This is a genomic window from Pseudomonas grimontii (assembly GCF_007858185.1).
GTDB lineage: Bacteria > Pseudomonadota > Gammaproteobacteria > Pseudomonadales > Pseudomonadaceae > Aquipseudomonas > Aquipseudomonas grimontii.
This window is the reverse complement of the sequence record NZ_VFES01000037.1, coordinates 1-26,999: the sequence shown is the minus strand read 5'-3', so window position 1 is coordinate 26,999 and position 26,999 is coordinate 1. Positions and strand designations below refer to the sequence as shown.

Genomic DNA, 26,999 nt, shown 5'->3' with positions numbered 1-26,999 from the left:
ACATGGGTATGATGTCGCCCGCACAAGCATCCGTAGCTCAGCTGGATAGAGTACTGCCCTCCGAAGGCAGGGGTCGTGGGTTCGAATCCCGCCGGGTGCACCATATAGCAGTCTCGGGCTGTCTCAGACAGTCTACGAAACACCCCAAGAAGCCCGCCCCGTGCGGGCTTTCTTGTTTCTGGCTATCCATCCCTGTCCACCCCTATAACTTCCCGCCGTGTATGCCCACGTGTATGCTTTGAGATTCCTATAACTGGAGGCATACAGGAAGTGAAGCGCTCTGAAATCAAACGCCGCCCCTTAGCAGACACCACGCTCGCAGGCCTGGAGCCCGAGCACGCTACGTATCGGGAGCAGGACGGGAATGGTCTGTACTTTCGGGTAAAACCTAACGGACAAAAATCGTGGGAGCTGCGATACAAAAAGCCAGACGGCAAATGGTCTTGGCTGGGCCTCGGCGGCTACCCGGAAATCAGTGGCTCATTAGCGAGACAGAAAGCAGCTCAACTTCGGGATGATGCATCGACTGGCAAAAATCCTTTGGTGAGCAAGCAAGCTCGCAAGGTTGCAGACCAGGTTGCTGCCAACAACACCTTTGAAGCGCTAGGCCGCGAGTGGTTTGAGGCCAGACGCACAAGCTGGGAATCAGGTACGTCTCGACGAGTACTTGGCGCACTTGAGCTTCACGTGTTCCCCGTCTTCGGTAAACGCGTGTACACAGAAATATTGCCCCTGGAATGGATGGAGTTTCTACGTGGCATGGAGCAGAAGGGGATCATTGAACAAATGGGCCGAGTTCGTGCCTTTTGCAAAGAGATCTATGACCTGGCCCGTGTAACAGGACGAGCCGCCCACAACCCCCTTGAAGGTCTCAGCAAATTCCTGCAATCACGTAGCGCTGAAAACTATGCACACGTTTCGATTGAAGAACTGCCTGCGCTACTTCGAGCGATCAACTCCTACCCTCACGCAAAGGACGTTCGTATAGGGCTTCGCTTGCTTTCCTTATTAGCATCGCGCCCGAGCGAGATCCGAGAAGCACGCTGGTCAGAAATCGATCTTTCCAAAAAGCTATGGACGATCCCAGCCGAGCGAATGAAACGTCGTCGCGAACATGTGGTGCCTCTCTCTCGACAGGCAGTCGAAGCACTCACTGAGCTGCGGACACTGACAGGTGCGTACCCTCTCCTATTTCCCGGCAGGAAGGACAGGACAATCCCCCGTAGCAACACAGTCTTTCTGATGGCGCTCCGCAGACTGGGATATGCCGGTCGGCAAACAGGCCACGGCTTTCGCCACATCGCCAGCACCATACTCAATGAGCAGGGTTTCGATGAGAATCACATTGAGGCCCAGCTCTCTCATGCAAAGGAAGGAATAGCAGGGGTGTACAACAAGGCGGTTTACCTGCCTCAGCGCAGAGTGATGATGCAGTGGTACGCAGATCATCTGGATGAGCTAGTAGATGGCAACATTATTCAGGGACAGTTTGGCAAGGCGGGTTGAATACGCCAACCGCACACCCATCAAAAATCGGTGTTACTGGTGTTACGCACGTTACGCATCCGACCAAATACTTGATTTTATTGAATATTTCTTGCGTAACACGTATTAAAAGAGATCCGTACACCATGTGTTACGCGTCAAAAGTGTGTTACGCCTAAGGCGCCCAAAACCTCTGGCGGCCATCTCTTATTGGTCGCCCCACACTAAGGAGGGACCGCTGTTATCGGACTACCAGAAGGGGCTCAGGGGACTACCGTTCGTCGGGACTTAACTGGATTTCATTTCTAACTTTCCGATTTATAACTGTATAGAAAACCAGTAGGGCAAGGTAGGACAGCCCCGGAAAAAACTGAAACTTTGCTGCGATCTTGCTCACTTAAATTGTCTTATCCATAAAACCTGCGTCGAAAACTATAAAAATAAAACTTTTAAAAAATAGAAAATCGTTTACATAGCTGGGGCCTGTACGAACTACGACAGGAAACGCGCTATGCAGCCTCACGACACCTCAGACCACTCCACTACCTCTCTCCCCCCTGCTTGTTTGCTCACTACCGACCAAGTTGCTAATGCACTAGGCCTGTCCAGCCGAACGCTTGCCGCCTGGCGAAGTTCTCGCAGCAACTCACTTCCCTATATCAAAACCGGATCTCGGGTTCGTTATCGCTCCCAAGACGTAGTCGCGTGGCTTGAAACCCAACTGCGCTCACCTGCAAAAATCGCTGGAGACAGGACCTGATGAGCGCCCCAAAGCAATCTGCAAAAGTTGTGGGGCTTGCCCCCTCCACTCCACGAGAAAGTCACCAAAAGGCCCCTAGCGGATCAGCATGCTTGCCGATCAGCGCGCCTCATACGGAAATGGGACAGTTCGATCCGGCCGCCACGCTGATACGCATCAATCAAGTCATAGCCCTGACAGGTATCGGCCGCGCAACGGTTTACAAACTTATGAGCCAGCCAGAGAGCGGCTTTCCGCAAGCGGTGAAGCTCACCGACAGCAATGCGCGTGGGGCTCCGGTCGCTTGGGTATTAGCCGAAATTTTGAATTGGACACGGGCGCGTATCGCGGCCCGCGACCGGGTGGCTGCATGACGAATCGTGTCGCTAACAAGGCCATTTTGCAGCCCTTCTCTGTACTCAGAAAAGTCGGTTTCTCGTCGCGATGGATGCAACGTTTTGAGCGTCACAGAACGCAACAAAAATGCCTTAATCGAGTAGTTCTAGTCATGCGATGGGCTGACGGCACCTGGTGCGCACTGTCAGTACCCAATGAAGCCCCGCGTGCAGTGATCGTAGATGAAAGGCAACAAATCGACGCTTACGAAGATGCACGATCTTGCCTCGACGGCGACTTCCTGCCACTGCTCTCCCTGCGCTGGGAAGCCAATGCCTGAAACGAAAACGCCTCCGGCGGCAACCGGAGGCGTTGAGGTAAATCTACATGCCTGATCAATTTATGCCGCATCAAAAAAATCCGCAAGAGATCTGCACAGTTGCACTTTCAAAAAACGGGCGTTACTGTGTGCCCGTCGCTGCAAATTCAGCGACCGGGTTTGGCGACCCGAGTTACTTGGCGCACAGGCGCCCCATCCGACAGCAGGCGCTTTTTTTGTGCCTGCCGTTTCGTGTTATGGCAGCTGTGCGTGGGAGACCTTCGGGTCTGCCGGGTTCCAAGTTCCCGGTTCGCCAACCTGCGCACAGCTGCCACCCTAATTCGTTTGGCGACGATCAGTGGCAGCTCCATCTTCAAACTTGGAGTGTCACCTATGCCTGCCCTCAATCCGTCCAAAATTCGCGCCGCTGCTCATCGAGCAATGGCTCTCGCCGCTTTACACGCCAACTCCAGCCTCGCTACACGCCTTTCCCGTTACAACGCCCATATGTCCAAGGCTCGCGCCCTGGAAGCCGCAGGGGGTGCCCAATGAGCATGCTCCCAGGTTTTGCACTACCCGAGGATCTGCTCTGCGTCAGCCAAGACGCCGAAGCCGGTCTGCCTATCGACGCCATCACCTGTGCGCTAGACCGTGCCGATTCAGTTCTCATGCTGCTGGAAGATCACTTAGACGGCGATAAACCCCTGCTGTCCAACCACGTGCTGTCGTCTGTTATTTGGGACGTGCGCGGCACCTTGGGCTTAATCAAAACACTCACCATGTACGGTGATGCCTCTTCTGTGCCGATGGGCCAGAAAGGCGGTGCGCTATGACCTACTCCAGCACGCGTGGACGCTCAGAGTTTTCTCCTGCCAACGGTAACGGCCAAAACCTGTTTCGGGTGAATGCCGGTATCCCGCTGGAAGACGCACTTGAAGCCGTCTCCCAAATTCTGCACCACGCCAATCAACTGATCCTCGACGCCGCCATCAGCGATGCGGGCGAGCGCTTTAGCTGGCCTGCGTTCTACCTCGGCGAGATGGCTAAGGCGCTGATCGACGACGTGAACGAGGCGTTGCTTGAGTCGAGGATCGCACCATGACTCAGCGCACCGGCAACACCTCAAAACGCCCCAGCTTTGCCGACGTAAAAAGCGCTGCCCTGAAGAGCATCGACCGCGTCCTTACTCATTGGCTGCCGAATGGCAAACGCGTCGACGGCGGAAAGGAATACACCGCACCGAACCCCACGCGCACGGACAAACGCGCAGGCTCACTCAAGGTCAATTTGAGCAAAGGCACCTGGGCGGATTTTGCCACCGGCGATAAGGGCGGTGACCTGATCGACCTGGTGCGTTACATCGATGGCGGCACCGACGTTGAGGCCTGCAAAAAGCTGGCGGATCTGCTCAGCGTTTCCGCAGGATCTGCAACCACCAAAAACTCACCGACAAAGGCCGCAGCGCCGGAGTGGATCGCGATTCAGCCGATCCCGGCCGAGGCCATGAACAAGTGCCCGGCCAAACATCGGCAACACGGCGCCCCGTCCAAGGTGTGGATCTATCGCGATGTGCAGGGCCAGCCAGTCATGGCGCTGTATCGCTTCGACCTGGGCCCCGATGAAGACGGCAAACCGAGGAAGGTCTTTGCGCCGTTGACCTGGTGCAAGCGCGCCGATGGACAAACCACACAATGGCGCTGGCAAGGATTGCCCGAGCTTCGGCCATTGCTGCGCCTGGATGAGCTGGCACAGCGCGCCGATGCGCCCGTGGTGTTGTGTGAGGGAGAGAAAGCATCTGATGCCGCTGCTGAGCTTATGCCGGACTACGTCGCCACCTGCTGGCCGAACGGCTCCAACTCTTGGCACAAGGCCGACCTGACGCCACTCAAAGGGCGCACGATGGTGCTATGGCCGGATAACGATGCCAGCGGCAAGACCTGCATGGACGCCATCGAGCTCAAGTTGATTGAGCTGGGCGTCGCTTCGGTACAACGAGTCTCGCTCGACGTGTTCAAGCTCAAGCCCAGCAGCAAAGGCGGAGAGCCCACGCTCATCAAGGGTGGAAAATGGGCAGACGGCGACGATGCAGCGGATGCGTTAGCCAAAGGCTGGACCGCTGCCCACGTCGCCGAGCTGGCGCGCAGCGGTGAGTTTTTCGGCAGTGCCGCTGAGCCAACTGAACCTCAAGAACAGAAGGCCAAGGCGCCCGCCAAACGCCCTGCGAAATCGAAAAATGACCTATTGCCGGGCGGCTTTCGCCTGACGTCTGAAGGGGTGTTTTATTCCGGCGATGATGGCGAGGCGCGTCCTGTGTGTTCGCCTCTCGAAATCATTGCCCGTACTCGCGACGACAAGGGCCACAACTGGGGGTTATTGGTCGAGTTCGACGACCCGGACGGCGCAAAAAAACGCTGGAACATTCCGGCACGAACCATGACCGGCGACTTCGGCAAGGATGTACTCGGGCCGCTGGTCGACATGGGCCTGCGCCTCGCGGGAAGCCGGTCTGGGCGTAACGCACGCAATGATCTGCAGAGTTACCTCGGTGGCTTCGACAGCGCCCAGCGCGCACGTTTGGTAACGCGCCTGGGTTGGCACGACAACGCATTCCTTCTACCAGAACAACAGATCGGCTCACACTCCGAGCACCTGCATTTTTATGAAGCCGGTGCCCAACTGCCACCGATCAGCGAGGCCGGCTCTCTGGAGCAATGGCAGCAACAAATCGGCGCGCTGTGCGTTGGCAACCACCGCTTGGCGTTTGTCGTCTCTGTGGCCTTTGCAGGCCCACTGTTGAACATGCTCGGACATGAGTCGGGCGGCTTCCACCTCTACGGCGACAGCTCCGGCGGCAAGACCACTCACTTGCAAGTCGCAGCCTCGGTTTATGGTGGGCCTCGCCTGGTGCGCTCGTGGCGCTCCACGGATAACGCCCTGGAGTCCATCGCCGCCGCACACTCAGACGGTCTCCTGGTACTGGATGAAATCGGCATGTGCGACCCGCGCATTATTGGCGAGACGGTGTACATGCTCGGCAACGGCACCGGCAAGGCCCGGGCGAATGATCGAGGACAAGCGGGCCGACAGGTGCAGGAGTGGCGCTTGCTGTTTCTCTCGACCGGCGAGAAGACGTTGGCGCAGCACATGGCGGATGCCAACAAGGAGCTGAAAGCCGGTATGGAGGTGCGCATGCTCGCCGTCCCAGCCGATGCGAGCAAAGGTCTCGGTATGTTCGATGTGCTGAACGGTTTTGAAGACGCCGCCGCCCTCTCCGATGCGCTCAAGGCCCGAGTAGCCAAATACTACGGCACGCCCCTCACCGCCTTCCTGCACGCACTGTGTGCACCTGGAGAAATGCTCAGGTGGACGGTGATCGTTCGTCGCACGGTTGAACAATTCATTACCCAAAACCTGCCCGCGTCGGCCAGTGGTCAAGCACAACGTGCCGCCCTTCGCTTCGGTCTCGCAGCAGCAGCCGGTGAGTTGGCCACCGCCTTCGGCGTCACCGGCTGGCCGGATGGCACAGCCACGACTGCCGCACGCGTGTGTCTGCATGCGTGGCTGGCCGAACGCGGCGGCGCCGGTAACTTCGAGGGTGATGCGATTTTGGCGCGGCTGAGGCAGGTCATCGAACGCTTTGGAGAAAGCCGCTTTACCCGCTGGGAATCTGCCGCCGCCAAGATCGATGAGCACGGACCACGCACGATTGATCGGTTGGGCTTTCGCAAGACATTGGAACACGGCATGGGCGATGCCCTGCACACCACCAACACCTACTACGTGCTACCTGAAGCCTGGAGGGCTGAGATTTTCAAGGGCATGAACATCAGTGCGGTGAACAAGGAGCTGCTGCAACGGGGCGTGCTCGAACCAGGAAGCGATGGAAAGGCGTACAGCTTAATCCGCCTACCTGGACTAGGCCCTCAGCGCTGCTATGTGGTGAAGACAGTCCCTGGAACGGATGAGCACGAGGCCAAGGCCGCTTGACGGCATGCCTGCTGATCGAGGTAGCGCCGGCTCAATCCCGGCCTCGCCAGCCATTCGACAACCATCCCTATCAACCACACCACCCAGAGACAATGCAGATGAACACTATCCAAGAATTGAAGGACCGCCGCGACCAACTGACCCTCGAAGTCGAGAGTATTCGGCTCGACTTGGCGCCCTTTGAAGCGGCACTGGAAAGTCCAGAGGTTATCCAACAGGGCCGTCAACGGGCCGTACAGGATGAAATCAACGATCACAAAAGACGCATCGACTCGCGAAATCTGGAGATCAGCGCACTGAACCAGAAGATTGATCGCCTTGAGACATTGTCAAACCGTGAGAGCTTGGCTGCAGGCTATCTCAGCGATATGGCGAACTGGAAAGCCGACGAGATGGAACTCAACGAGAAGCACACCAGCATCGAGACCCGGTTACAGCAGGTCCGCCAGAGCGCTCATGAAGACATGGCAAAGGCTCGACAAGCTGAAACGGATGCAGCCACCGCCTATGCGCAGGCTGTGGCCTGGGGCGATGTGGAAGGTGAGAAAGCTGCCAATGCGGAAGCTCAAAAAGCAGCAAAAAATCTCACCGCTGCGGTTGAGCATAACCGCCGCCAACAGTTACTGATTACCGCCCTGGAGCAGGAGCTGGTGACGATTGACATACACATCACGGAGGCACAGAAAGAACACGCAAAGATCGAGAATGAGGCGGCTCATCTGGCAAACACCGTGTTAGAAGAAAAATGGAACGAGGCCGCCAAAGCGCTGCTGGAAACCGGCGGTAAGTTGTGGGCAGCACGCAATCTGATTAACAGAGAGCCGGTTGCGTTGATGAAGCTTGATATCCCTGAACAAGGCGGGCACTTCGGAAGCTGGACCTGGCGAGAACTCGCGACTCGCTCACATCAACACAGCCTACTTGACCTATTGGCGGCCTAACCTGAACCCTCCCCGAAGCAACCGGCGAGGGTCGGCTGCTTCGGGCCAACCATCGGTCTAACCATGAATAAACCACCACAGAGCAGTGCTCAGGTGCCTGATTACCTAAAGGCCCGCAAGCTTCACTTGAGCGGGATAATTGCCGTCATAGCGGGCATGAAAAAGCTCAACGCAAGAGCAAACAAAGACACCAAAGTTGAGGCGCTCACGATTGGTGCAATCAAGGCAGAGCTTGATTTCATTGACCTCCAGCTCAAAAGAAAGAGCAGTTGATGAAGAAGCGGAAGCTTAAGCAGCGTCCGCTTCTCTAGATCGTCCCATTACGAAACAAGCCTCTAGATTTTTCGGCTTCTGATCTTTGGCGGCTGTGGGCTTAGGACCGCTTTCGGCCCAGAGTGTGTAAAAACGCTTCGCCAAAATTGAAGTGTGCGCATCTGCGTTAAATCTGAAATTTATCGGCACGTCAGCAGATGTAGATTTCCCGTAGAAGCGCGATTTTCAGTCCGGTTTTGAGTAGCGGTCGCGCTCAAAACTGTTTTTACACAGCCTCGGCCAGGAGCGGCCACTCAATCGGTGTAAAAACATTTGTGCTTTTGCCAGCCAGAAATGCCGCCATAGAGCCTTATCCGAGGCCTCCACGAGCTTGCAGAGCGTCAGCGTATTACCATTGAACCTTCCATAGCCCCCCCCCAGTGCATTCGTTGCAATGTTGGATAGTCTTGTAATCTTTGCTGCCCTCCAGCTTCAGAACCCCCTTTTCAGCTTGAATAGCTTTATGCAATGTTTTCCAGGAATTATGGTTGCAGACGCTAGTGACAACCAGATTGTCAGCACGCCCACTTTTTTTGGTCTTCTTGTAGTACCTTGCCTCTCCGGGCACAAATGGAACATGGGTATCAGAGAGCTTTTTCTCTTCTTCACTCTCAACGCCCTCATCTTCCTCAACGCCAGCCTGAGCCATTACAGAGTATAGAGAGGTCAATTTACCTTTTAACCTGGAAATTTCCGCCCTCGCCTCATCCAAACTATCGGCCAGGGTGCTGTTTTCATCAATTATAGAGTTTAACTCTTCCTCTCGCTGCTGAGCATTCGAACGACCAATACGGTCTCGCAATTCACGCTTCGAGATTTCGCGCAAACTTTTGGGCACCGAAAGAGACAAGGAAGACGTTTCCATGACCATCTCGCGTACAATGGATAAAAACTTATTCGCCCCAGCAACATCCGTCCCACATCTGTCCTCAAGCTGCTCCGCAGTCCAGACGGTAGAGCGGAGAGCATCCTGCACTCCTAATGGCCAGTAAAGCCGGACTGCGCCGAGATAACAAGAGTTCTGCTTACCTAACTCGTCAGTAAGAGCCCACGATGCATGTTCATCAACAGTTGCAACATGGGCGACCCCTACCAAATCTCTGGCCAGCCTGTCGGCTAAGTCACTCCAAACTACTTCATCAGTTGACACTATCATAATAGGGAAGTGCCTGCTTTCATCAAGCAACCTCTCACACAACACCCCCCCCTTATCCTCTCCGAAATACTCAACCGGCATGGGGAGCGGAACCGATTCGCCCCCTAGCCCCCAATCATCATATGAATTTATTATATCTCTTATTATCGAGGGGCAGCGAGGATAAAACTTAAGCGGGGAAATAACATGGGAGAGTTTCTTTGCAGACAGCGAGCAATATACAGAAACTTCATCTTCAACCCGACCAAACTTTATACTTGTTATAAACGCATATTCATTCGGAACCATATCTATCATTAAAATATCAGACAACTGGCCCAGCGCGTTATCCACAATAGTTCTCGTATAACTTCCCACTGCCTGTTCATTGTTGCTTCGGAATCTTCCTTTTTCTTGCGTAAAATCTGTCACACCCTTTTTCCGCATCCATCCAACAAACAGCTCGTCTAAAGTATGGAAACGTTTTTCAGCGCTCTCAATACCTGACAACTTCGCAACAAATGAATAAGAAGCTAATTCCTGCATTATCAATCTCCCTAAAAGCCTTAATATGACTCGTCACTGCAGTCTGGCCTTTTGACATTACCCAAAAAGCCTATTACGGTCAATCGGCGGGTAATTACGTGAAGGACGAGCTACGAACAGATTCGGAGAAGCTATAGAATTTCAGATTGGTTTAATGAAGGGTAATGTTACTCCGCACATAGGTTTGACAGGTCTTGAGGACGCTCAGTCCTAGATCGTCGAGTCGATGATGCTGATGGTGCCGGTGGCCTCTCGCAACCCACCGTTACTAGCTGGGGCGTCAACGGCTGCGGCGTCAAACAGGACTTACAACCGCCCATCAGTTTTACCCAATCGGTGATCCTTATCGATGACGCATGCCGTGTTGGAGTTTGGAGTCGAATTTCGCGTAGCGAGTTCTGTGCATAAGGTGAGGCCTTGGCTGGCTCAGAAATTGCCTCATTTTAATCAGGTCTATGGAAGGCTCTTCGTGATCTTCGCTGTGTTCATGCCTGCGCATTAGCAATGATGGCGTGACCGCTTTGGGTCGATTCTGTTGAAAAAGTCGGCTTCTAATTCCACGGCAGAAAAGTACGCGCCTGAGATTGAAATCTGAGTTTTGCACAAAAGGTTCAGGAGTCTGATTTCACGTAGCAGCGTGCAAACGAGATGTTTTCATCCATCAATATTCGAGCGTTTTGAGCAAGCCGACTTTTTCAACAGAATCGGTCGATAGCTGCCACTCAGTGAAGGTGGAAAAGCCTCAAGATCAAGCGTGAGGCTTTATCACCGTCGGCCTCATACAGACCGTGTAATCCGGCCTGATCGGTGAGTTTGTGTAGATTGAAGTGGTTGTAAAACGCTTGGCCCAATCGCTGATGCTCGAAGATTCCTTGACTCCAAAGCCGAACGAACTCCTCATAAGCGGCGCGTTCGATCTGCAACGAGGAATCATGTCCCATGTCAGGTTCCTATCATTAGAGGGACTCAAGCGTACTAGCTGCCCATCAGCCCTTTCAGTTCGGCCTTTCCGATCAGAAAGTCAGTTATCGGCCAAGAGCAGCCGCCGATGCGTGATTATTCATGCCTAGGCCAACAGTACTATACACTGGAGAAATTACTGCTTTACTGACCGATAACAATCACGTATGCCGAAGCGAACCATATGGAGTCTTTTCCATTGATCTTATTTCCTCCCGATATATTAATATTCGAACTAAAGCTGCATTGTTGAACATCGGCTCCTTGCGCGGCATCTTTTGAAGACAGAGCTGAAAAAGTCACATAGTAAACTCCAGCATCCTTAACCGCTGCGAAGAAGTTTAGATTTCGCTCGGATGCAATTGGAATTCGCAAATCGAAAAGTGGGCTATTTTTTACCTGTGGACTATCAGATATTTTTTCATAAAGCAGCGGAAAAATCGTTTTATCAGCCCGCGCTTGCCCCTCAAAGTTGTATGATATTTTGCTTACAGACAAAGAATCCGGGCAAAGCTTGAAGTAGATAGCTTCATTACTACTATTTTTAATGGTTACTGTCGGGGTTAGATAATAACCATCGCTAGCTTTAACTACTGAAACCTTGACTGATAAAAATGTAGATTCTGTATCTTTAATTCGCTTTTGAATATCCGCCAGCTCTGCCAAAGCCCGATCTTTCTGCTGTAGGGCGTCAAAGGTATATGCTCCCCACAGTAATGTTGCAAGCGCACAGGAGGCTATAACAAAATTATTATACGCCTGATGATGTCGTAAAAATTCGTACACGCGTGCGTGTAGAATGACTCTGAAATTGAGCACGGCAAACGCTAGGGCGATTAAAGCCCCCAAACAGATAATCCATACCCACATGGTCGACATAATCCCTACCTGCTTGAGTATCGCGGAGTACCATCTTGAGGGAACAATTCCGGAGAAGGCTCTTGATCTACGAAGGATCGATTCTGACCAGCAGGTTTCACCCAAAGCGCCTGCTTAACGGCCTCCAGATCCACATTGTCTTTAACAGCTGGAAGGTTTTGCGTAATCACCGGAGTTACCTCTTCCTTGATTCTCTCCAGCTCTGCATCTGCGAAAGCAATGGTTTGATTAAAAAGCAACGCCAGCCCAACAAGAAAAGCAACACCTGAACGCAGTGAGCTTGACTTAAAGCCGTACCATATATCTCCAGGCGACATCATTACCTGTTGCGAAGTAAGGACTAGCAAACTTTCTCGATCAAAGCGTTTCATAACGTCTAGAAGAGTTTCTAGAGTCACTAGATCGCTCGAAAAATCAAACCCCTCGTTATCCCCAATCATTAGAGATAAAACCTGAAGCCGATCCATAACTTCTGACAAGTTTTTTAATGAGTGATGACTAAGGTCGCCAGCCTGATTGACGCGGAGACTACTATAATATGTTCCTTCACTTACAAAAAAAGCACTCAACCAATGATGAATTTCTTTTGAGTTGTCCCCCAAAGAAAAAACTGCTTGATAAGCGTGAAAACTTTTAGCCAAAGTTACGGGGATCTTACTACGCTCAATTGGATCGCCCCAAGTTACAGATCTTCTAACAATGAATCGTTCAGAGTCAGAAAACGCCTGAGTGGCAACGTAAGGGTCACCGCTAATTACTCCAGGGTAAATATTGGATCCCGACAAAGTAAATACAACGTCGCCAACAGCCATCTCCTTTAGAAAAGATAGAACTTGCCCCCGTACATTGATCGTTAGATTTGGCTCTATTGCGTCACAGATTGTGAAAACATCTTCACCCTTAGCATCACGAAGAACCTCAAAGATATCTTCATCAGGACTAGAGTCATCAAGATGCGCCATTGCAATGCAACCCATCTCGAGGAAGTTATTTATAAATCTATACCTAGATCCAGGTCTCACCACCCAGCACTTAGACTTCAGATTTGCGTGCCTAACAACAATATCGGAATTTTGCAGGGCGTCCATGGCGTAATTTAACTCGTCTATTTTTTGTGCACGAATTTGCAATTATAGCAAAACTATAACACCCACAAGATAATGTCAATACGCCACGTCTAAAAAGCCACGCCGCGCGAACCATACAACTCCAATAATGTTGCCGCTCACTGTCGAACCACTCAACATAGAATTCGTGAAATCAGACTAACGATTTAAAAGGCTACCAAGCATACTGGTTTTTCTACGGTTGTGATATGTAGGCCGCCAAACGTAGAAAAATCATATTACTTGATTTTTTTTCCTCTTTGCCTGAGCAAGTCCGAAATTATTTCCCCTGTATACTTACCTCTCATTTTTGCAACAAATAGCGGTTCGATATCTTGAGCGAATCCCATCAACCCTTGAAGGTGGAGTATTGACTCCTCATCTAATTTATTTAGCATATAATGATGAATCATCGAGCTAATCAAGCGCTTCTTATCGCGACCCAAAGAAACATTATTATCATTGGTTATAATTAATCCAGTGATTCGGCGCTGCCTTTTCTTAGAGGCATACACTGTTTTCGCTGGATTTATTTGAAGTCTTGGATAGGGGATTTTGTCAAGGACCTCCAAAATGAAAGCCTCAATATCGAACATTGCGCCTTTATCATTCGTTGAGAACGTCAAATCATCCGCATAGCGGGAGTAAACTATATTTCGATCCTTGCACCAGGCTTCCACTGCCAGATCAAAATAATACATTATTGAATTCGACAAAATTGGCGAGCTTGGAGCTCCAATACTAAGAGCAAGTCGAGAAGTAGATCGCTCTCTAACACAACTGACTCGTGCTATATCCTTGATGCTTTGCGCTGTTAATTTCCCACAAAGCACATACGACAAATGCTTTATTAGATCCAATTCAGTTATGGAACCGAAAAAATTTGTAAAATCAAACTTGGCGATATAACTGTTTTGCTTATGCCGCTCTGCGTTACCCTTGATACTTGAGCCCTGCTGATATGCTGCAGCGCATTCGTGAACCGGAAGATGAGTGAACCAATTTTCAACAAGAATACCTTGTATTACTTTAGTTTCTTTTGCGGGCTGTGCAATAGGCCTCATACCACCAGATTTTTTTGGTATAAAGTAACGCTTGTATGCATAAGGTGCTCTCACTATCAATCGAGCCACATCATGCTCTGATAGGGATAAAATTTCTGACATATGTTTGCGGAAGTCATACAGGATCATTTATGGCCTCCCAATTTCGCACGATCAATCGCTCTGTTCCGGTTCCTTTCAGTCCCTGTTACTTTATAATAATCAACACATTCAACACGCAAACGTAAAGGGTCAACAGCTATGCCTGATTTTAGGACGAAGCGAAGGCTATGAAAAGTATCATCATCACATGCATAGAACGTTGAATCGCTATACTCAATCTTCCTTACAAGCCTGAATTCCTGAAGAAGAAAAAGCTTTCGTCTTAGGTCGTCCCTATGCACCTCCCGACCTAAACTTCTTATTGAATCAATCAGCTCTTTTTCCTTAAGGGCAACAAACAATTTGAGCAACTCATAAATCAACACAATAAGATGAATATTATTATTAACGTTGAAGGCCTGAGTTTTTTGAAGCTCTAATATTTCCGAAGCAATATCCTCAAGAACGTCGTTTACCACATCATCAGATATGTCATTTGGATATTTCGGACTCCAAGGATAAACCTTCACCCCTGTCCCATGCTTCTCTTTAATATGGCGAAGTATTCCAAGATTAATAAATGAGTTAGCACCCGCATACTCTTCAGGAACAAAAACAATCAATTTTTTATTGAAATCTGGCAACTGAGAAAATGCTCCCAGTTCAGCAATCGCACCTTCGCTTTCAACTGCGATAGCCACCAATGAGCAAACACTACCGAGATCGGCTTCGAAATCCATAAGGTTTCTAAAGACACCATCTTCGTGCCACGACTTTATCTCTTCCGGGCGGAATATATGCGGTGACGCGGCCATCTGAAGCGCTTTGCGCTTCACAGCATCGCGAAGAGAACGGACTGGAGGGTCGTCAGCGTCCGCATGTTCCTTTTCTGGAACGTGTCCCCCGCAAAGCAAAACGATTGGATTTTTTGAGAAATGAACCTTGCTCTGATCAAGATCAACGTCTGCAAGAGTTCTTTGTCGCGGATCCATGCGATGGGGGCTCTTTACCAAGAATCAGCCGCAGACAAGATCTGTGGACCGGAGTGAGCGAAGCGAGCGTAGGGCCGCAGATCTTGTCTGCGGAATAAAACAACGCAATGTAATTGAGTCTGGCGAAGCGCCTGACTAAGCAATGACGGAAACCATCAAGCTATGAACGCGTAAAGAGATGTCGAATCTAGATCAGAGCGCCATCACTGTCAACGATTCAGTATTCTCCCCACTCTTCAGAAGCTATGAATGCCTTAAGACTGGATAAAGCCCTGCGGACGGCAATGAGAGCGATGACCAAACGAAGTGATGGGATTGCTTGGGAACCCTACTTATGACGGCCTAACAAATGATTGGCTTTGCCCATAGCTGCTCATATTGGGAGTCAGCTTCTGGCCGGAAGCAGTCAGCTGGATGTATCTATAGATACCTGGGGCAACTCGCCCTAACGAGTTTTAATACCGTGCGATGCCTTTATGGCTTCATTGCGCCGACTCACAGGCCTTCAACGGCTCCTTAGGGTGCAATGCACAGATGTCGAAACCGTCACGCCGGGTATAGCCCGCACGCTTCATACATACAAATCGCTGGGCCATCTCTTGGAAGCTGGCCTTGGGATCAACGCCGGAGCCATTCTTCTCACCACACGCCAACATGGACGCAACCACATCCTGATGACTGCCGCCGGGCTTCTCCCACAAGTCGGCATCGGCCGTGGGGGGCTGGAATGGCTTGCTAAAGCAGGCGGTGACGTGAGGGCAAATCAACAGCGCAAATACTACATTTTTGAGCCACATGATCAATCTCCTTATTCCCTGGTGCCGACGGGCAGCGCCGATAGCGGCCCTCTAAGCGAAAGCCCCTAATTTGATAAGAACCGCCTTAATCATCACAAACCGCTCCTCCCAGAGCGTTCATTGATGTAACACCTATTTGCCATGTAACACGCATATCGGCAAACCGGCCCCTGCTGTGTAACGCCATGTAAATCATTTAAAATCATAGACTTACCTACTTAAGTAACACGCGTAACACCCGTAACACGGTTTTATCAGGGTAATCCCCTAGCCCCATTTGGTATTGCTCCTCCAGCGAAGCGAGGCGGGTCATGCTCTTGGCTTTGGTTCGATAGTGGGGACCCTGGAGCATTCTTAAAGGTACGGGGCATAGAACCCGCAGGATCGTGTTAGCGGAAAGTCACCCAGCTTAGTGAACAGGTGAACTCCAGTTCACCTGTGCATTTGCCCTAACGTTTGAGCCGTCTGCGAGCACCATTACCAATACGGTAACGATGCCCTTTTTTCTTCAAGATCCTTTCAATTTCAACATTGAAATTTCAGTAAGCTGGCACGGCTGCCGCTAACGCAGTCCCGCGGGTTTCATGCCCCGTGCTATAGAAAATTGTCCAGGGTCCCCGGCAGTTATCTGTCGTGGCTAGAGTCAATAGAATAAATTGACATCATATTCACCTCGCAAGGATCAGCAAAAATGCCGGTATGGGACCTGAAACAACTTAGATCATCAGTTGAACGTCTTTACGGACGAGACCAGAAGTCAGCAATCGCTCCCTCACTGGATTCCATTCATCAACGCCGAGAATTTGCCAGATATCACTACCACGAAGCCCGACGTTTAATTGGAGACGTAGCCACTTCAGAAGACAGTGAAATGCAGATAATGCAACTCATAATGGGAGCGGATGAAGAAGCTAGCGCCGCATTCCAGAAAGCGAGCTTTCAAGCCGCTGCCCACATCACCGCATGTCTACAGAGCATGCACACAGTCGCAGACCTGCTAAGCCATACCCTGTATTACGCCTTTGGCATGAACCTAGACCCGAGCAAAACCATAGAAGCGTACAAGATAGGAATACGGTCGGTGTCCCGTAATCTCCCTGAAGGCGAACTAAAGCGGCATTTGAAAACACTGGTTGAACACGATGATTTCATCTATTTGTCAGCGATCACAAACCACTCAAAGCATCGGAGCGTCGTCAAAACCAACTATTCGCTAGACTGCACCGGTGACAGCGAGATGCCACACGGGCTGAAATTTTCGCGCTTTGAGTATGGGGGGGAAATCTATCCGGAGCGCTGGGTTACACCCACGCTGGAGTCGGAATACAAGCGCCAAGCTGAAATCGTCGTAAGCGTTGGGATAGCTCTTAACGCTGCATTAGACGCAAATATCTGATGATCAAATCCTTGCGACATCCTATGCAGCAAGGTGTTTCGTGTATGCCTACGTGTATGCCTAACCGAATCCAACTCAACGATACCCAGCAAATACAGCTCCTTCCCTGCTCAGTTCAAACGACGCCGGGGCACCATATAGCAGTCTCGGGCTGTCTCAGACAGCCCACGAAACACCCCAAGAAGCCCGCCCTGTGCGGGCTTTCTTGTTTCTGGCTATCCGTCCCTGTCTACCCCCATATCTTCACACCGTGTATCCCTTGCGTATCCTCGGAAAAATTCAAACTCCGGGGATACAGACTTGCGCAGTGATGCAGCCGACGACAAGTATCCCGACCCAGTTTCGGGACGTGCTTGAGGTGGGAAAACAATATTTTGAGGCAGTCAGAACTCAATTATTGTCTGGCTGAACCACTCTCTGCGCGAAAGCAGGGCTGCCTGGTATGAGCGCGAGGCTTCCTACTGGCACCCGTGGAGTGTCGAGTACGACTATAAAGCGGAATCCCGGTAGTGCTGCTGGTATTCACCCCTTGACCCAAGATGATCCGTCCACTGCCGAACAGGTCCGGCCTCTTGCTCGGTCAGTTTCATCTGCTGCAATTCATCATGAAGGAGGAACACAAAATCCTCTTCGTCCTGTATTCGCCGCACGTCCTGTAAAGTCCAGTGATGCTCGCTAATCAAATGGAGCCGAAGTTCGTCCATGGCTTCCCGTCTGGCCCAGATTGCCGTGCTGCCTTTGAGCATGCGCTCGGCGAAACATTTGAGTTTGTAAAGCCCAAGTGCCATGCGGGTGTGCTGATCGCCCGGCAGCCCTTCCCAGCGGCGGTCGGGTTTTTCAATCAGGAGTTTCTCGTACTTATCAAGCGCTGCTACCCATTCACGGTGGTAATTGAATTCTTGAACCATATGCCGGGTCTCCACGACAGTCCTTTCGAGTGAAATCAAAACGATATTATGTTTAGCCCGATACCTATTTGCGGCCAGGGCAAATTCCAGGCAACAAAAAGGCCTGCATTCGAGGATGTGTGAGACGCACTCTGCGGAGGTTTAAAGCAAATGTCCGACTAGCCGGGCATTCGCTTTTCGAAGTGGTCAAGGGGCCTCCTGAATAGCGGACATCCATCCTGTTTACAGTTGGGGGGGGGGGCAGCTCTTGGGCTGTGGGGACTTTGCTATGAAAGCCTCAGAATCGCCCACTGATACCTAGCAATGGCCCCTTCTGGACAATGTCGTAAACAAAGCCATCATGGCGATAATTAACCCCCATCGCCCGGTAACCGGCCACCGCTGAAAACCCAGGCAAAAACTCCCAGCCTGCCAGCGCTGCCAGGTCCCAGTCTTCCCGAGACTGCCCGGCGCCCGCCATCCCCCAGGATGACAACCAGAATCGATCGTTCACGGCATAGTGCCCACGCAGGCCTGCCATGGCGTCTGCCCATGTCGCATTGTCAGAGCCCGATAAGCCACCAAGAGGCCCACCATGGAAGGTGAGGGTCGTGCCGCTGTACCAGACGCGCACGCCACCGGCGACATCCAGTCGACGGCTTTCATCACCCAGCACGGTGTAGCCGCCCCCCAGGAACCCGGAGGCTGTCTTGCTTTCTACCTCAAGTTTGGCGCCTCCTGGCAGGCGGTTGCGGGTGTCGGTGTCGATGTACATCAGGTCGGCGAGCACGCTGTAGGGGCCCCGACGCGCCTCCCCCATCAGCATCACCGACATATCGACCGTCTTGGCAATATCGGAGAAATCGGATTTTATGAACTGGGTTCCAGTACTGCTATGACCCACGTGCCCACGAATGCCTGCGCCCCATACGTAGGGTCCGCCGTTGAACGTCCAGTCATCATTATCTGCCGCCATGGCGGGCCCGACGCAGATACAGATGCCTGCCAGGAGTGCCAGACGTGCGTGCTTGCGCAGCAAAGCCGAGCAAGGGTTGTCACTATGCATGATGGTGTTTCCCTGATCAGTGCTGAGTCAGCGAGAGCGCCACGCCCTCGGCCGCACAGTCCTCTGTAGGCTTCAAACCGGCTTTTTGCGCAGCCTTGACCTCTTCCTTCGCGGCCGCCAGATCGGCAAGGAACGTCGGGTCGCTATGCAAGCTTGCTACCGTCGCAGCCCCCATGATGCGACCTGCATCGACGTCACTCTGCCAATGTGCGTCGCAGATGACCCGGCTCTGGCCGAATGACAGCCCGCGGGTCATCAACTCGGTTGCACGTGCAGGCTGAATCTCGGCCAGCAACAGCCCCCAGGCCCAACCGGCAGCGGAGTGGCCCGACGGCCAGGAACCATCTGTACGCAACAGCGGCTCCATGTCTTTGCGGCAGGTGCCTTCGTTGTGGGCTACGAAGGGGCGGGTGCGGTTGTAGGCGTTCTTGCCGGCATAAGTGGAACCGCCTGCATCAGTCAGGGTGCGCTGCATCAAGGTATACAGATGTGGGGTGGTTTTCTCGGTGATCGGCGTGCCCATCGCGCAGGAGAATGCACTGGCCGGGCCGGGGAATGACAGCTCTGCGTCCGCTGCGGCGAGTTTTTCCCGGGCCGTCCCGCGTAGCGACAGTGCTGCTCGTCGCGCTTCCTCATCCCGTGCAAGCGCCGCAGAGTCAGGCTTTGGTGGGGCACCCAGCAACGCCAGGCGCAGGGGCAGGTCTGCCGAGTTTAGATAGCCCGGAGCCAGTTTGAAGTGAGGGTCCGTAACCTTCGTGGCAGTGTCGTCGGCAAGCACCAGCCCCGACCAGAGCAGGCTGGCCAGCCCCCACTGTTTATGTACTGTTTTCATCGAGTGCTCCCTTATCAAAACCGGTAAAGGGCGTTGAGATAGGCGCCTGCGCCCACGCTTTCACCCGTCAGCGGGCTGTTGCGGGCATCGGAGACCAGCGCGTAGGTCTTGATGCCGCCTTCCAGTGCCAGTTGTGGTTGCCATTGCCAGGTGAGGCCCAGCTTCAGGGTCACGTCGCGCATCCCGCCTCCCGGGTGATACTCCTCGAAGCCGGTACGCGCTGCTTGTTGGGCGGTGACGCCGAAGCGCGCCATCATGTCTTTGTCATTGCTCCAGGTGCCGTACACGGTCGAGTCCAGGGTTAAAGTCGAAGACAGCGCGTAGGCGGTGGCATAGCCGGCTTCCAGGTAGGCGGTACGCCCCAGGCTCTCGCCACCATAATCGCGGCTCTGGCTGGCTTGCAGGCCGCGAACAAACAGGCGACCGGCTGGCAGGGTCCAATACGCTTCCGCCCCGACGAGGGCAGTGCTGTCCAGATTACCCATGCCCTTCAAGTAGTCATCACGACCGCCCAGGGTGTGGATTCTTTCCTTGCGACCCGGGTCGTAACCCAGCAACAGGGCGATCCCGAAAGGAGACAGTCCCGGCAGGTCCCAACGCAGCCCTTCCGGAAAGGACGCAGTAAACTTGCCCCAGTTTTCAGTCGGCAGGACCGCTTTGAGTTTCATTGACGGGAACGCGGCGTAGTGTGAAGAGCCTTCGTACAGCGGACCAACGGCGAGTCCACCACCGACGGTCACGGAGGGCTCACTTGAATCGTCTGCGTGTGCAGGCAACGCCATCGCAAAGACGAGGGTCGCACTTGCCAGGAGCGTCGCTTTATATTTGAAAAAGTTTGAACCACCGATGGTTGTCATTGCTTCTTTCCTTTGGTGCATAACCAAACTTATTGGCGTGCATGCCAAGTTATAAATGTCGGAAGTTATTAATTAGAGTGCAACGGGCTGCGGCTTAGGGAAACGCCATTTGCCATTCAGTATTTGTTCGCTCGGCTGATAAAGCCTGACCGTGTAGTTCCAACCAGGTGGGGTAGGCAAGCAATTAGCAATCTTCCCGTCGCAACCACCGAACTGGATAACAATCGAGCCATCTTCACTTTTCTTGGCGGTGAGGTTGTTCAACGAATAGGCGTCATAGGGGTTCTTCTGGAAGTAACCCTCGGTGTTATACACACTGACAGACCAAAAACTATTGACCGGGACATCTCCAACTTTTAGGCGGTAAATGGTTTTCCCATCGTTCTCCGACATCACGCCACCGAGATAGATAGCGTCCTTGGCTGGGTTCCCCCCCCACCCCGTCGCAGTGCCGATCAGGTGATGGATTGGATTGACCGCGCCCTTGGGGCCAAAGGACTGATTGTAATCAGGGATCGTCGACCCCAGGACCTCCAGAGCCTCACGCACCTTTGTCTGGCTCGCTTGGTCCCACTTAGGTACTACAAACTCCCCGACTTTGGCCTGACTGACCGTGATTGCATCCTGCAGTGCATGTACCTTTTCAAGGTCTTTACGATCATCGGGATCAAAGAACGTGCGCACAGCGACAAATACATAGCGTGTGCCGATTGCCTCTTTCGTCAGTGTCCGGCGGCCGGCACCGTAAGTGACGACGGGGACGTAGTGATCTTCATTGATCACTGCCATCGACATAAAGCGCCCATCGGCCTCAGGCAAAACGATCGTGACAGGGCCTGCATCTAGATCGAACACCGCTGACGAATAGAGCGTGTCCCGATTCATCCGGACCACATTCTGGGCGTCGATGGGCACCGCTTCGCGGCTATGAACAAACCGGCCCAAGCTGCCACTTGCCACCATTTTTCCTATGTAGAGGTCGGACTCGGCACGGACAAAGTTATCCACACCAACCGGTATTGCCACCTCCGAAGATGACTGGGCCTTCGCACTTCCAAAAGCTGTCAGCACGATGGCCAGGATGCAAGCCGTAGATGAATGGGACATCTAAACCTCTTAGTTTTATAAGTTGGCGTTAATTTTTTGACTGTATAAGAATCCCTTGGCGCAAACTTGCCATTTGGTGCCAAAAGCAATGCAAGCACGTACGTGAAGACCGTCCCGGCAAGGGGCCAAATGTTTTGAATGAGGGGTTAGGCAAGGATGTCAGCGGTCTTGTTTCAAGGCGGCAAAATAGTGCGACGGCGGGGACGTAGTCATCTTCATTGATCCCCGCCATCAACATGAACGGTCTCAGGCAAAGTGATCGTGACGGGGTCTGCATCGAGATCGAACACGGCTGACAAATAGAGCGCGTCCCGATTCCTCCGGACCACATTCTGGGCGTCGATGGGCACCGCTTCGCGGCCAGGAACAAACCTGCCCAGAGTGCCACTTGCCACCGTCTTCCCCATGTAAAAAGCTACCAGCGCCGTGGTGAGGATGCAGGTCGTGAATGAAAGAGACATTTCAACCTCTTGCTTTTATAAGTTGGCGTTAATTTTTTGACTGTATAAGAACGCCTTGGCGCAAACTTGCCATTTGGCGCCAAACGCAATGCAAACACGCGCGCACACGAAGGTCGCCCCAGAAAGGGCCAAATATTTTGGGGGAGAGATTAGACGAGGATGTTAACGGCCTTGTTTCAAGAGGGCACGATAGAGCGACGGCGCGCTCCCCGTCCAACGCTTGAAGGCTCGGGTAAAGTGCGCTGGATCGCTGTAGCCGACCATATATGCAATTTCGGTCGCGCTGTATCTACCGCTGGCAATCAGTTGAAGGGCTTCACTGCGACGAGTCTCGTCACGTAAAGCGTCGAAGTCGATACCGCAATGTTCGAGACGCCGCTGCAGTGTTCGAACAGACAGTCCAATCTTTCTTGAAATAGTGACCAGTTTGGACAGTTCCTGATCCGCGATCTGCTGCGCGAGCACGTCAGCTACGTCAGCAGTCGACCTCAAGGCTTGGGTGGTTTTCCAGGCAATATCTCGAACAGGCTGCAGGGGAATCTCGAGCAACTCACGATCAAATTCGATCATGTTGTACTCAGCGTTCATTACGAGGTTTGGGCCCAGGTACTCTTCAAGCGCCTCGTCGCCTCGCTCTCTCGAGTTTTTTAGATGTACCCGTATAGCGCCAGGCGCGCCGGACATGAGCGGCACTTTTCTAAGCACCGCAAGCGTGCCGAAAATGACCTGTTTCGGATCAGCCCCGTGGTGCCCGGTAAAGTGTTGGATCAGTTTAGCCGTACGGCCCTCGGTGACAATTTTGACTTCGCTTCCCTGATGCACCAAATCCGTATGGACTGCCGCCACTGCACACGCCTCAGCGAGGTTGGTCGAGCCCAATATCAACTCGCCCCACATGCCGGTTGAGCGCACATCGGTCAGGTGCCCGATCATCGCCCCGCCGAAGGGGTCCTGTGCGATAGCAGCCATTTCATTGGCGATATGAAAGCAGGCCGCTCGCGATACCCAAGCTTCAGGGTTTTGAAAAACATGTGGGGAAATGCCAAAACGCCGAAAGAACTCCAGTGGTGCCACCCCCCGCATACTCAAATAGGGGGCAATTTGCCTAAGTGTGCTGAGTTTGATGGCTGGCGTAGCATTCGTCATGGGTATCAGAACCTGTTTTAAAGGTAATGCACTTGAAAACCGTCTTGGCACGATGGTGAACACCAGCAAACTTCTTGCCAAAGTCGCGCTATTAACAGCACAGTAACCACGATAGTCAATTCAGCGACAAGATCACCACTTTTCGACATTCGCACCGCAAACTTCATAACTCTCATATAAGTCTACGCCCCCCCGGAGACTCACGGATGAGCACCACCGCACCCCAATCCTTCTCTCTCTCGTTGCGCTCATACTCAGGTCAGGTTGAGCTTCACCAGCATGACTTTCATCAAATCGTGCTTCCCCAATCCGGCTCGATGGAGATTGAGGTCGACGGACGAGGTGGCAAGGTCGATGCGAGCCAGGGGGTAGTGATTTCTGCAGGTTCCCGGCATACGTTCCTGGCCAACGCCCATAACAGTTTCCTGGTGCTGGACGTCTCGACCGACTTTGGCGAAGCGCAGCAGGGCACGGTTGCGTCATTTGGCCCTCTCAATGACAAGCGCTTTTTTGCGGTCAGGCCCGATATACGGCATTTGCTCGATTACGCCAGCAGCAACGGGCCACGGTTGGTCGGCTCGCTCGCGATGGCCGAGTCCTGGAGTCGGTTGCTGTTGTGTTCGTTATTGCAGCCCGAGGTTGCGCGCAGCGACCCCGGCCAGTTCATTCTTGCTCGTGCGCTGGCCTACATCGAGCAGCACCTGGGCAGCGCCCTGACGGCACATGATATTGCGCGTTATGCGGGCACGAGTGAGCGGCGTTTGTATGGGCTATTTGGGCAGCACCTGAATACAACGCCGTTCTCGCATATCGCGAACTTGCGCCTGAATCTGGCCATTGACCTGTTGCGCGAAACGTCTTTGTCGATCATTGATATTGCGCATCGCGCCGGATACGCCGACCAGAGTGCGTTAACCCATGCCCTGAAGAAAGCCCGCCAGCTGACGCCGGCCGTTGTGCGTAAACAAGGGCGAGACCACTGAAAAAACAGCAGTCCCGAACAATTCTTGGGCGGGCCTGATCAATACTCGCGCTCTCGACCGTTCTAGTGTTCCCGCTTGAGGATTATCTGCAGACGGGGCTTGCATGAGCACTTCCAATCCCTCCATCACCCTTGCCAAGGGCGCCGCCAGTGCGACGCTGATCGGCGTGATTGCCGTGTTTTTGTGGGCGTGCCTGGCGCTTCTGACCACCTTGACCGCCGGGATCCCGGCCTTTCAGTTGCTGGCTTCGAGCTTCGCGGTCGCGTTCGTGGCCAGCCTGTGCGTGCTGGGGCTGCGCGGCGCTGCAGGGTTCAGCAGCTGGCGCCAGCCCTGGTCTGTGTGGGCAACGGGTTTTGCCGGGATCTTCGTCTATCACGCGTTGTATTTCTTTGCCCTGAAGGCCGCGCCTGCGGCTGAAGCCAGCCTGATTGCCTACCTGTGGCCGCTGCTGATCGTGCTGCTGTCGAGCGTTGCCACCGGCGAGTCGCTGCGCAAGCGCCAGTTGCTGGGCGCGTTGCTCGGCCTGGCGGGGACGGCCTTCATCATGCAGCTGCGGGCCCGGAGTGACAGTGCGTCGATGCCGGTTATCGGTTACGCCGCAGCCTTTGCCTGCGCCTGGGTCTGGGCGATTTATTCGGTGTTCAACCGGCGGTTCAGCCATGTTCCGAGCAGCATCATCGGGGGTATCTGCGGGTTGGTGGCAGTGGCCGGGGGACTCTGCCACCTGGCTTTCGAAACCACGGTGCGGCCTGAGCCAGGCCAGTGGGCGGCGATCATTGCCCTGGGGCTGGGCCCGGTAGGCCTGGCTTTTTTTGCCTGGGACCACGCGACCAAGCACGGAAATCTATCGATGCTGGGCGCCCTGTCTTACCTGGCGCCGCTGTTCTCCACGCTGCTGTTGATTGCCGTGGGGCAAAGCGATGCCAAGCCGATCCTGATGATCCCCGCCGTGTTGATCATTACGGGGGCGGTCATCGCCACTTCAGGCTCACGCACGACCTCACGGTGATCTCGACGGGCCGAGTTTTCGCTCGTGCCCACTCCTGACTCCCCTTCCTCTGGCTTGCGTGGGGAATCAGGCGTGGGGCAAGGAGTGCCGCAGTCAGCCGGGCGCGTCAGACGCGAGCAGGCGACACAATGATCTTCACATTGTGTTCCTTGTTTTTAACCAGTTCCTCAAAGCCCTGCCCCACGATCTCCTCCAGCTGAATGCGCCCCGTCACCAGTGGCGAGATGTCCAGCCGCCCATCCGCGATAAAAGCGATCACGTCGGCGAATTCCCCGTTATAGGCCAGTGCGCCGAGTACCTGTTTTTCCGTGGCCACCAACTCGAAAAAGTTGAACTCGCTGGGTTCTTCGAAGATGCCCACCAGTACGCACTTGCCGGCCTTGCGGATCAGGTCGATGGCGAGTTTGGCCGTGTGTTTGTTGCCGATGCATTCGAAACTGACATCCGCGCCGAGCCCGCCGGTGAGGCGGCGTACTTCGGCCAGGGCGTCGCACTCATTCGGATCGAGCACATGGGTCGCCCCTACTTCCCGGGCCTTGGCCTTGCGTGCGCCGGACATTTCCAGCGCGATCACCTGCGCCGCGCCCGCCGCCTTGGCGCACATGATGGTGCAGAGGCCGATGGTGCCGGCACCGACCACCACCACGTTTTTCCCGAGCAGGCTTCCGGCTTTTTTCACCGCGTGCATGCCGACGGCCAGAGGCTCGATCAGTGCGCCGGCTTCAGCAGGGAAGTTCGCCGGCAATTTGTACAGCAGGTTGGCGGGCACGTTGACCAGTTCGGCGAAGGCGCCGTTGTTCATCAGGCCGGTGAAGGCCAGGTTCTCGCAAATGTTGTACAGCCCGTGGGTGCAGTAGTAGCACGTGCCGCAGTGTTGGCAGGCGTCGGCCGCCACTGGCTCGCCGACGCTGAAACCCTGCACACCGGCACCGAGTTCGACGATCTCACCACAAAACTCATGACCGAGAATGCACTGGCCCTTTATCCCGGTCAGCGGGTGCGGGGCGTCAACCGGTATGAACACCGGGCCGGCCACGTACTCATGCAGATCGGACCCGCAAATGCCGCACCATTGCACGCGGATCTGCACCCAACCGGCAGGTGGTGAAACGGGCAGCGGCACATCTTCGACGCGGATGTCGTTACGACCATGCCAGACAGCGGCACGCATGCTGCGTTGCGAGTTGCTCGAAAGGCTCATAGCGAAGTCTCCTTGAAACGGTGGGCACTGACGCGCCGGGTAGGTTGCCAGGGGCCAGAGCAAGGCCGGTGCCAGCTGTGCAAAAACGCCTGGACATGCCTTTCTTAGAGCCGCCGGATGGAACCGCAAGGATGGGCGGTATCGAGGTCAAACGAGACGCGCCATGCCAGAACGTGCGCAGTGCGATGAGACCGTGAGACGTTGCGTCTCAGCGCAAGCCCTAATGCCAGTCAGTCAAGAAATAGAAAGGGTAAAAAGTAACCTGTGGCGAGCGGGCTTGCCCCGCGTTGGGGTGCGAAGCGCCCCTGATGACGACGAATGCGGTGTATCAGGCACTCCTCTGCGCCTGGTCTTGGGGCTGCGGCGCAACCCAAC

The 26,999-nt window shown here is 53.7% G+C and carries 26 protein-coding genes, 1 tRNA gene and 1 pseudogene; 13 read left to right on the top strand and 15 right to left on the bottom strand.

Annotation, left to right across the window (positions count from 1 at the left end):
- The first annotated feature begins 26 nt into the window (after positions 1 to 26).
- The 10 genes from FIV39_RS31580 (at position 27) to FIV39_RS31535 (ending at position 8,080) form a co-directional block, all read left to right on the top strand.
- Positions 27 to 103: transfer RNA gene (locus tag FIV39_RS31580), tRNA-Arg, on the top strand.
- 167 nt (positions 104 to 270) lie between these two features.
- The gene (locus FIV39_RS31575; protein ID WP_090401154.1) at positions 271 to 1,506 is read left to right on the top strand and encodes a tyrosine-type recombinase/integrase; all 1,236 of its coding nucleotides are present in this window, start codon (positions 271 to 273) and stop codon (positions 1,504 to 1,506) included.
- A 490-nt stretch (positions 1,507 to 1,996) separates the two neighbouring features.
- A complete protein-coding gene (locus FIV39_RS31570; RefSeq protein WP_090401155.1) occupies positions 1,997 to 2,245 on the top strand; it encodes a helix-turn-helix domain-containing protein in 249 nt (82 codons plus the stop codon).
- A gap of 119 nt (positions 2,246 to 2,364) precedes the next feature.
- Positions 2,365 to 2,598, top strand: coding sequence for a helix-turn-helix transcriptional regulator (locus FIV39_RS31565; protein ID WP_047279826.1), 234 nt, complete (start codon positions 2,365 to 2,367; stop codon positions 2,596 to 2,598).
- A complete protein-coding gene (locus FIV39_RS31560; protein WP_090401156.1) occupies positions 2,595 to 2,900 on the top strand; it encodes a hypothetical protein in 306 nt (101 codons plus the stop codon). Before FIV39_RS31565 ends, FIV39_RS31560 begins: the two co-directional genes overlap by 4 nt.
- A 527-nt stretch (positions 2,901 to 3,427) precedes the next feature.
- Complete coding sequence (locus FIV39_RS31555) at positions 3,428 to 3,712, top strand: hypothetical protein (protein ID WP_090401157.1); 285 nt, start codon at positions 3,428 to 3,430, stop codon at positions 3,710 to 3,712.
- Entirely contained in the window at positions 3,709 to 3,981 is a 273-nt protein-coding gene (locus FIV39_RS31550) for a DUF3077 domain-containing protein (protein WP_090401158.1), read from the top strand. The genes FIV39_RS31555 and FIV39_RS31550 overlap by 4 nt, the downstream gene beginning before the upstream one ends.
- On the top strand, positions 3,978 to 6,866 hold the full coding sequence (locus FIV39_RS31545; protein ID WP_090401159.1) for a DUF927 domain-containing protein: 2,889 nt from the start codon (positions 3,978 to 3,980) through the stop codon (positions 6,864 to 6,866). Before FIV39_RS31550 ends, FIV39_RS31545 begins: the two co-directional genes overlap by 4 nt.
- A gap of 98 nt (positions 6,867 to 6,964) precedes the next feature.
- The gene (locus FIV39_RS31540; RefSeq protein ID WP_090401160.1) at positions 6,965 to 7,807 is read left to right on the top strand and encodes a coiled-coil domain-containing protein; all 843 of its coding nucleotides are present in this window, start codon (positions 6,965 to 6,967) and stop codon (positions 7,805 to 7,807) included.
- 63 nt (positions 7,808 to 7,870) lie between these two features.
- Entirely contained in the window at positions 7,871 to 8,080 is a 210-nt protein-coding gene (locus FIV39_RS31535; protein ID WP_090401161.1) for a hypothetical protein, read from the top strand.
- 388 nt (positions 8,081 to 8,468) lie between these two features.
- Here the strand turns inward: FIV39_RS31535 and FIV39_RS31530 are convergent, their stop codons facing one another.
- From FIV39_RS31530 to FIV39_RS31495, 7 genes are all read right to left on the bottom strand, one after another.
- Complete coding sequence (locus FIV39_RS31530; RefSeq protein WP_146371694.1) at positions 8,469 to 9,800, bottom strand: hypothetical protein; 1,332 nt, start codon at positions 9,798 to 9,800, stop codon at positions 8,469 to 8,471.
- A 722-nt stretch (positions 9,801 to 10,522) separates the two neighbouring features.
- Entirely contained in the window at positions 10,523 to 10,741 is a 219-nt protein-coding gene (locus FIV39_RS31520; protein ID WP_090401163.1) for a hypothetical protein, read from the bottom strand.
- Positions 10,742 to 10,904: 163 nt separating this feature from the next.
- The gene (locus FIV39_RS31515) at positions 10,905 to 11,639 is read right to left on the bottom strand and encodes a hypothetical protein (RefSeq protein WP_143513835.1); all 735 of its coding nucleotides are present in this window, start codon (positions 11,637 to 11,639) and stop codon (positions 10,905 to 10,907) included.
- Positions 11,640 to 11,644: 5 nt separating this feature from the next.
- Positions 11,645 to 12,601, bottom strand: coding sequence for a hypothetical protein (locus tag FIV39_RS31510; RefSeq protein ID WP_143513836.1), 957 nt, complete (start codon positions 12,599 to 12,601; stop codon positions 11,645 to 11,647).
- A gap of 383 nt (positions 12,602 to 12,984) precedes the next feature.
- The gene (locus FIV39_RS31505; protein ID WP_090401165.1) at positions 12,985 to 13,938 is read right to left on the bottom strand and encodes a retron St85 family RNA-directed DNA polymerase; all 954 of its coding nucleotides are present in this window, start codon (positions 13,936 to 13,938) and stop codon (positions 12,985 to 12,987) included.
- Positions 13,935 to 14,882: a retron St85 family effector protein gene (locus FIV39_RS31500; protein ID WP_143513837.1), complete on the bottom strand. Its 948-nt coding sequence runs from the start codon at positions 14,880 to 14,882 to the stop codon at positions 13,935 to 13,937. The genes FIV39_RS31505 and FIV39_RS31500 overlap by 4 nt, the downstream gene beginning before the upstream one ends.
- 482 nt (positions 14,883 to 15,364) lie before the next feature.
- Positions 15,365 to 15,679 (bottom strand): hypothetical protein, encoded by a 315-nt coding sequence (locus tag FIV39_RS31495; RefSeq protein WP_090401167.1) that lies wholly within the window; start codon positions 15,677 to 15,679, stop codon positions 15,365 to 15,367.
- 691 nt (positions 15,680 to 16,370) lie between these two features.
- Between FIV39_RS31495 and FIV39_RS31490 the strand changes: the two genes are divergently transcribed.
- Complete coding sequence (locus FIV39_RS31490; RefSeq protein WP_143513838.1) at positions 16,371 to 17,075, top strand: hypothetical protein; 705 nt, start codon at positions 16,371 to 16,373, stop codon at positions 17,073 to 17,075.
- A gap of 488 nt (positions 17,076 to 17,563) precedes the next feature.
- Here the strand turns inward: FIV39_RS31490 and FIV39_RS31485 are convergent, their stop codons facing one another.
- The 7 genes and pseudogenes from FIV39_RS31485 to FIV39_RS31455 form a co-directional block, all read right to left on the bottom strand.
- Positions 17,564 to 17,983 carry a hypothetical protein gene (locus tag FIV39_RS31485; protein ID WP_090401169.1) on the bottom strand — a complete coding sequence of 140 codons (420 nt, stop codon included), beginning with the start codon at positions 17,981 to 17,983 and terminating at the stop codon, positions 17,564 to 17,566.
- Positions 17,984 to 18,260: 277 nt separating this feature from the next.
- Positions 18,261 to 19,031, bottom strand: a complete 771-nt coding sequence (locus tag FIV39_RS31480) for a hypothetical protein (protein WP_090401170.1) — start codon at positions 19,029 to 19,031, stop codon at positions 18,261 to 18,263.
- Between the two features lie 13 nt (positions 19,032 to 19,044).
- Entirely contained in the window at positions 19,045 to 19,860 is an 816-nt protein-coding gene (locus tag FIV39_RS31475; RefSeq protein ID WP_090401171.1) for an acid phosphatase, read from the bottom strand.
- A gap of 14 nt (positions 19,861 to 19,874) precedes the next feature.
- The gene (locus tag FIV39_RS31470; protein WP_090401172.1) at positions 19,875 to 20,717 is read right to left on the bottom strand and encodes a MipA/OmpV family protein; all 843 of its coding nucleotides are present in this window, start codon (positions 20,715 to 20,717) and stop codon (positions 19,875 to 19,877) included.
- Positions 20,718 to 20,789: 72 nt separating this feature from the next.
- Positions 20,790 to 21,824 (bottom strand): DUF1254 domain-containing protein, encoded by a 1,035-nt coding sequence (locus tag FIV39_RS31465; protein WP_090401173.1) that lies wholly within the window; start codon positions 21,822 to 21,824, stop codon positions 20,790 to 20,792.
- Between the two features lie 193 nt (positions 21,825 to 22,017).
- A pseudogene (locus FIV39_RS33655) lies at positions 22,018 to 22,285 on the bottom strand (DUF1254 domain-containing protein); the annotation flags it as partial.
- Between the two features lie 162 nt (positions 22,286 to 22,447).
- Positions 22,448 to 23,431, bottom strand: coding sequence for a helix-turn-helix domain-containing protein (locus tag FIV39_RS31455; protein WP_090401174.1), 984 nt, complete (start codon positions 23,429 to 23,431; stop codon positions 22,448 to 22,450).
- A 206-nt stretch (positions 23,432 to 23,637) separates the two neighbouring features.
- Between FIV39_RS31455 and FIV39_RS31450 the strand changes: the two genes are divergently transcribed.
- Positions 23,638 to 24,414, top strand: coding sequence for a helix-turn-helix domain-containing protein (locus FIV39_RS31450; RefSeq protein WP_090401175.1), 777 nt, complete (start codon positions 23,638 to 23,640; stop codon positions 24,412 to 24,414).
- 103 nt (positions 24,415 to 24,517) lie between these two features.
- Complete coding sequence (yddG, locus tag FIV39_RS31445; RefSeq protein WP_090401176.1) at positions 24,518 to 25,423, top strand: aromatic amino acid exporter YddG; 906 nt, start codon at positions 24,518 to 24,520, stop codon at positions 25,421 to 25,423.
- Positions 25,424 to 25,529: 106 nt separating this feature from the next.
- On the opposite strand, the gene FIV39_RS31440 is transcribed toward yddG, so the two are convergent.
- The gene (locus tag FIV39_RS31440) at positions 25,530 to 26,594 is read right to left on the bottom strand and encodes a 2,3-butanediol dehydrogenase (protein WP_244176463.1); all 1,065 of its coding nucleotides are present in this window, start codon (positions 26,592 to 26,594) and stop codon (positions 25,530 to 25,532) included.
- Positions 26,595 to 26,999: the final 405 nt, after the last annotated feature.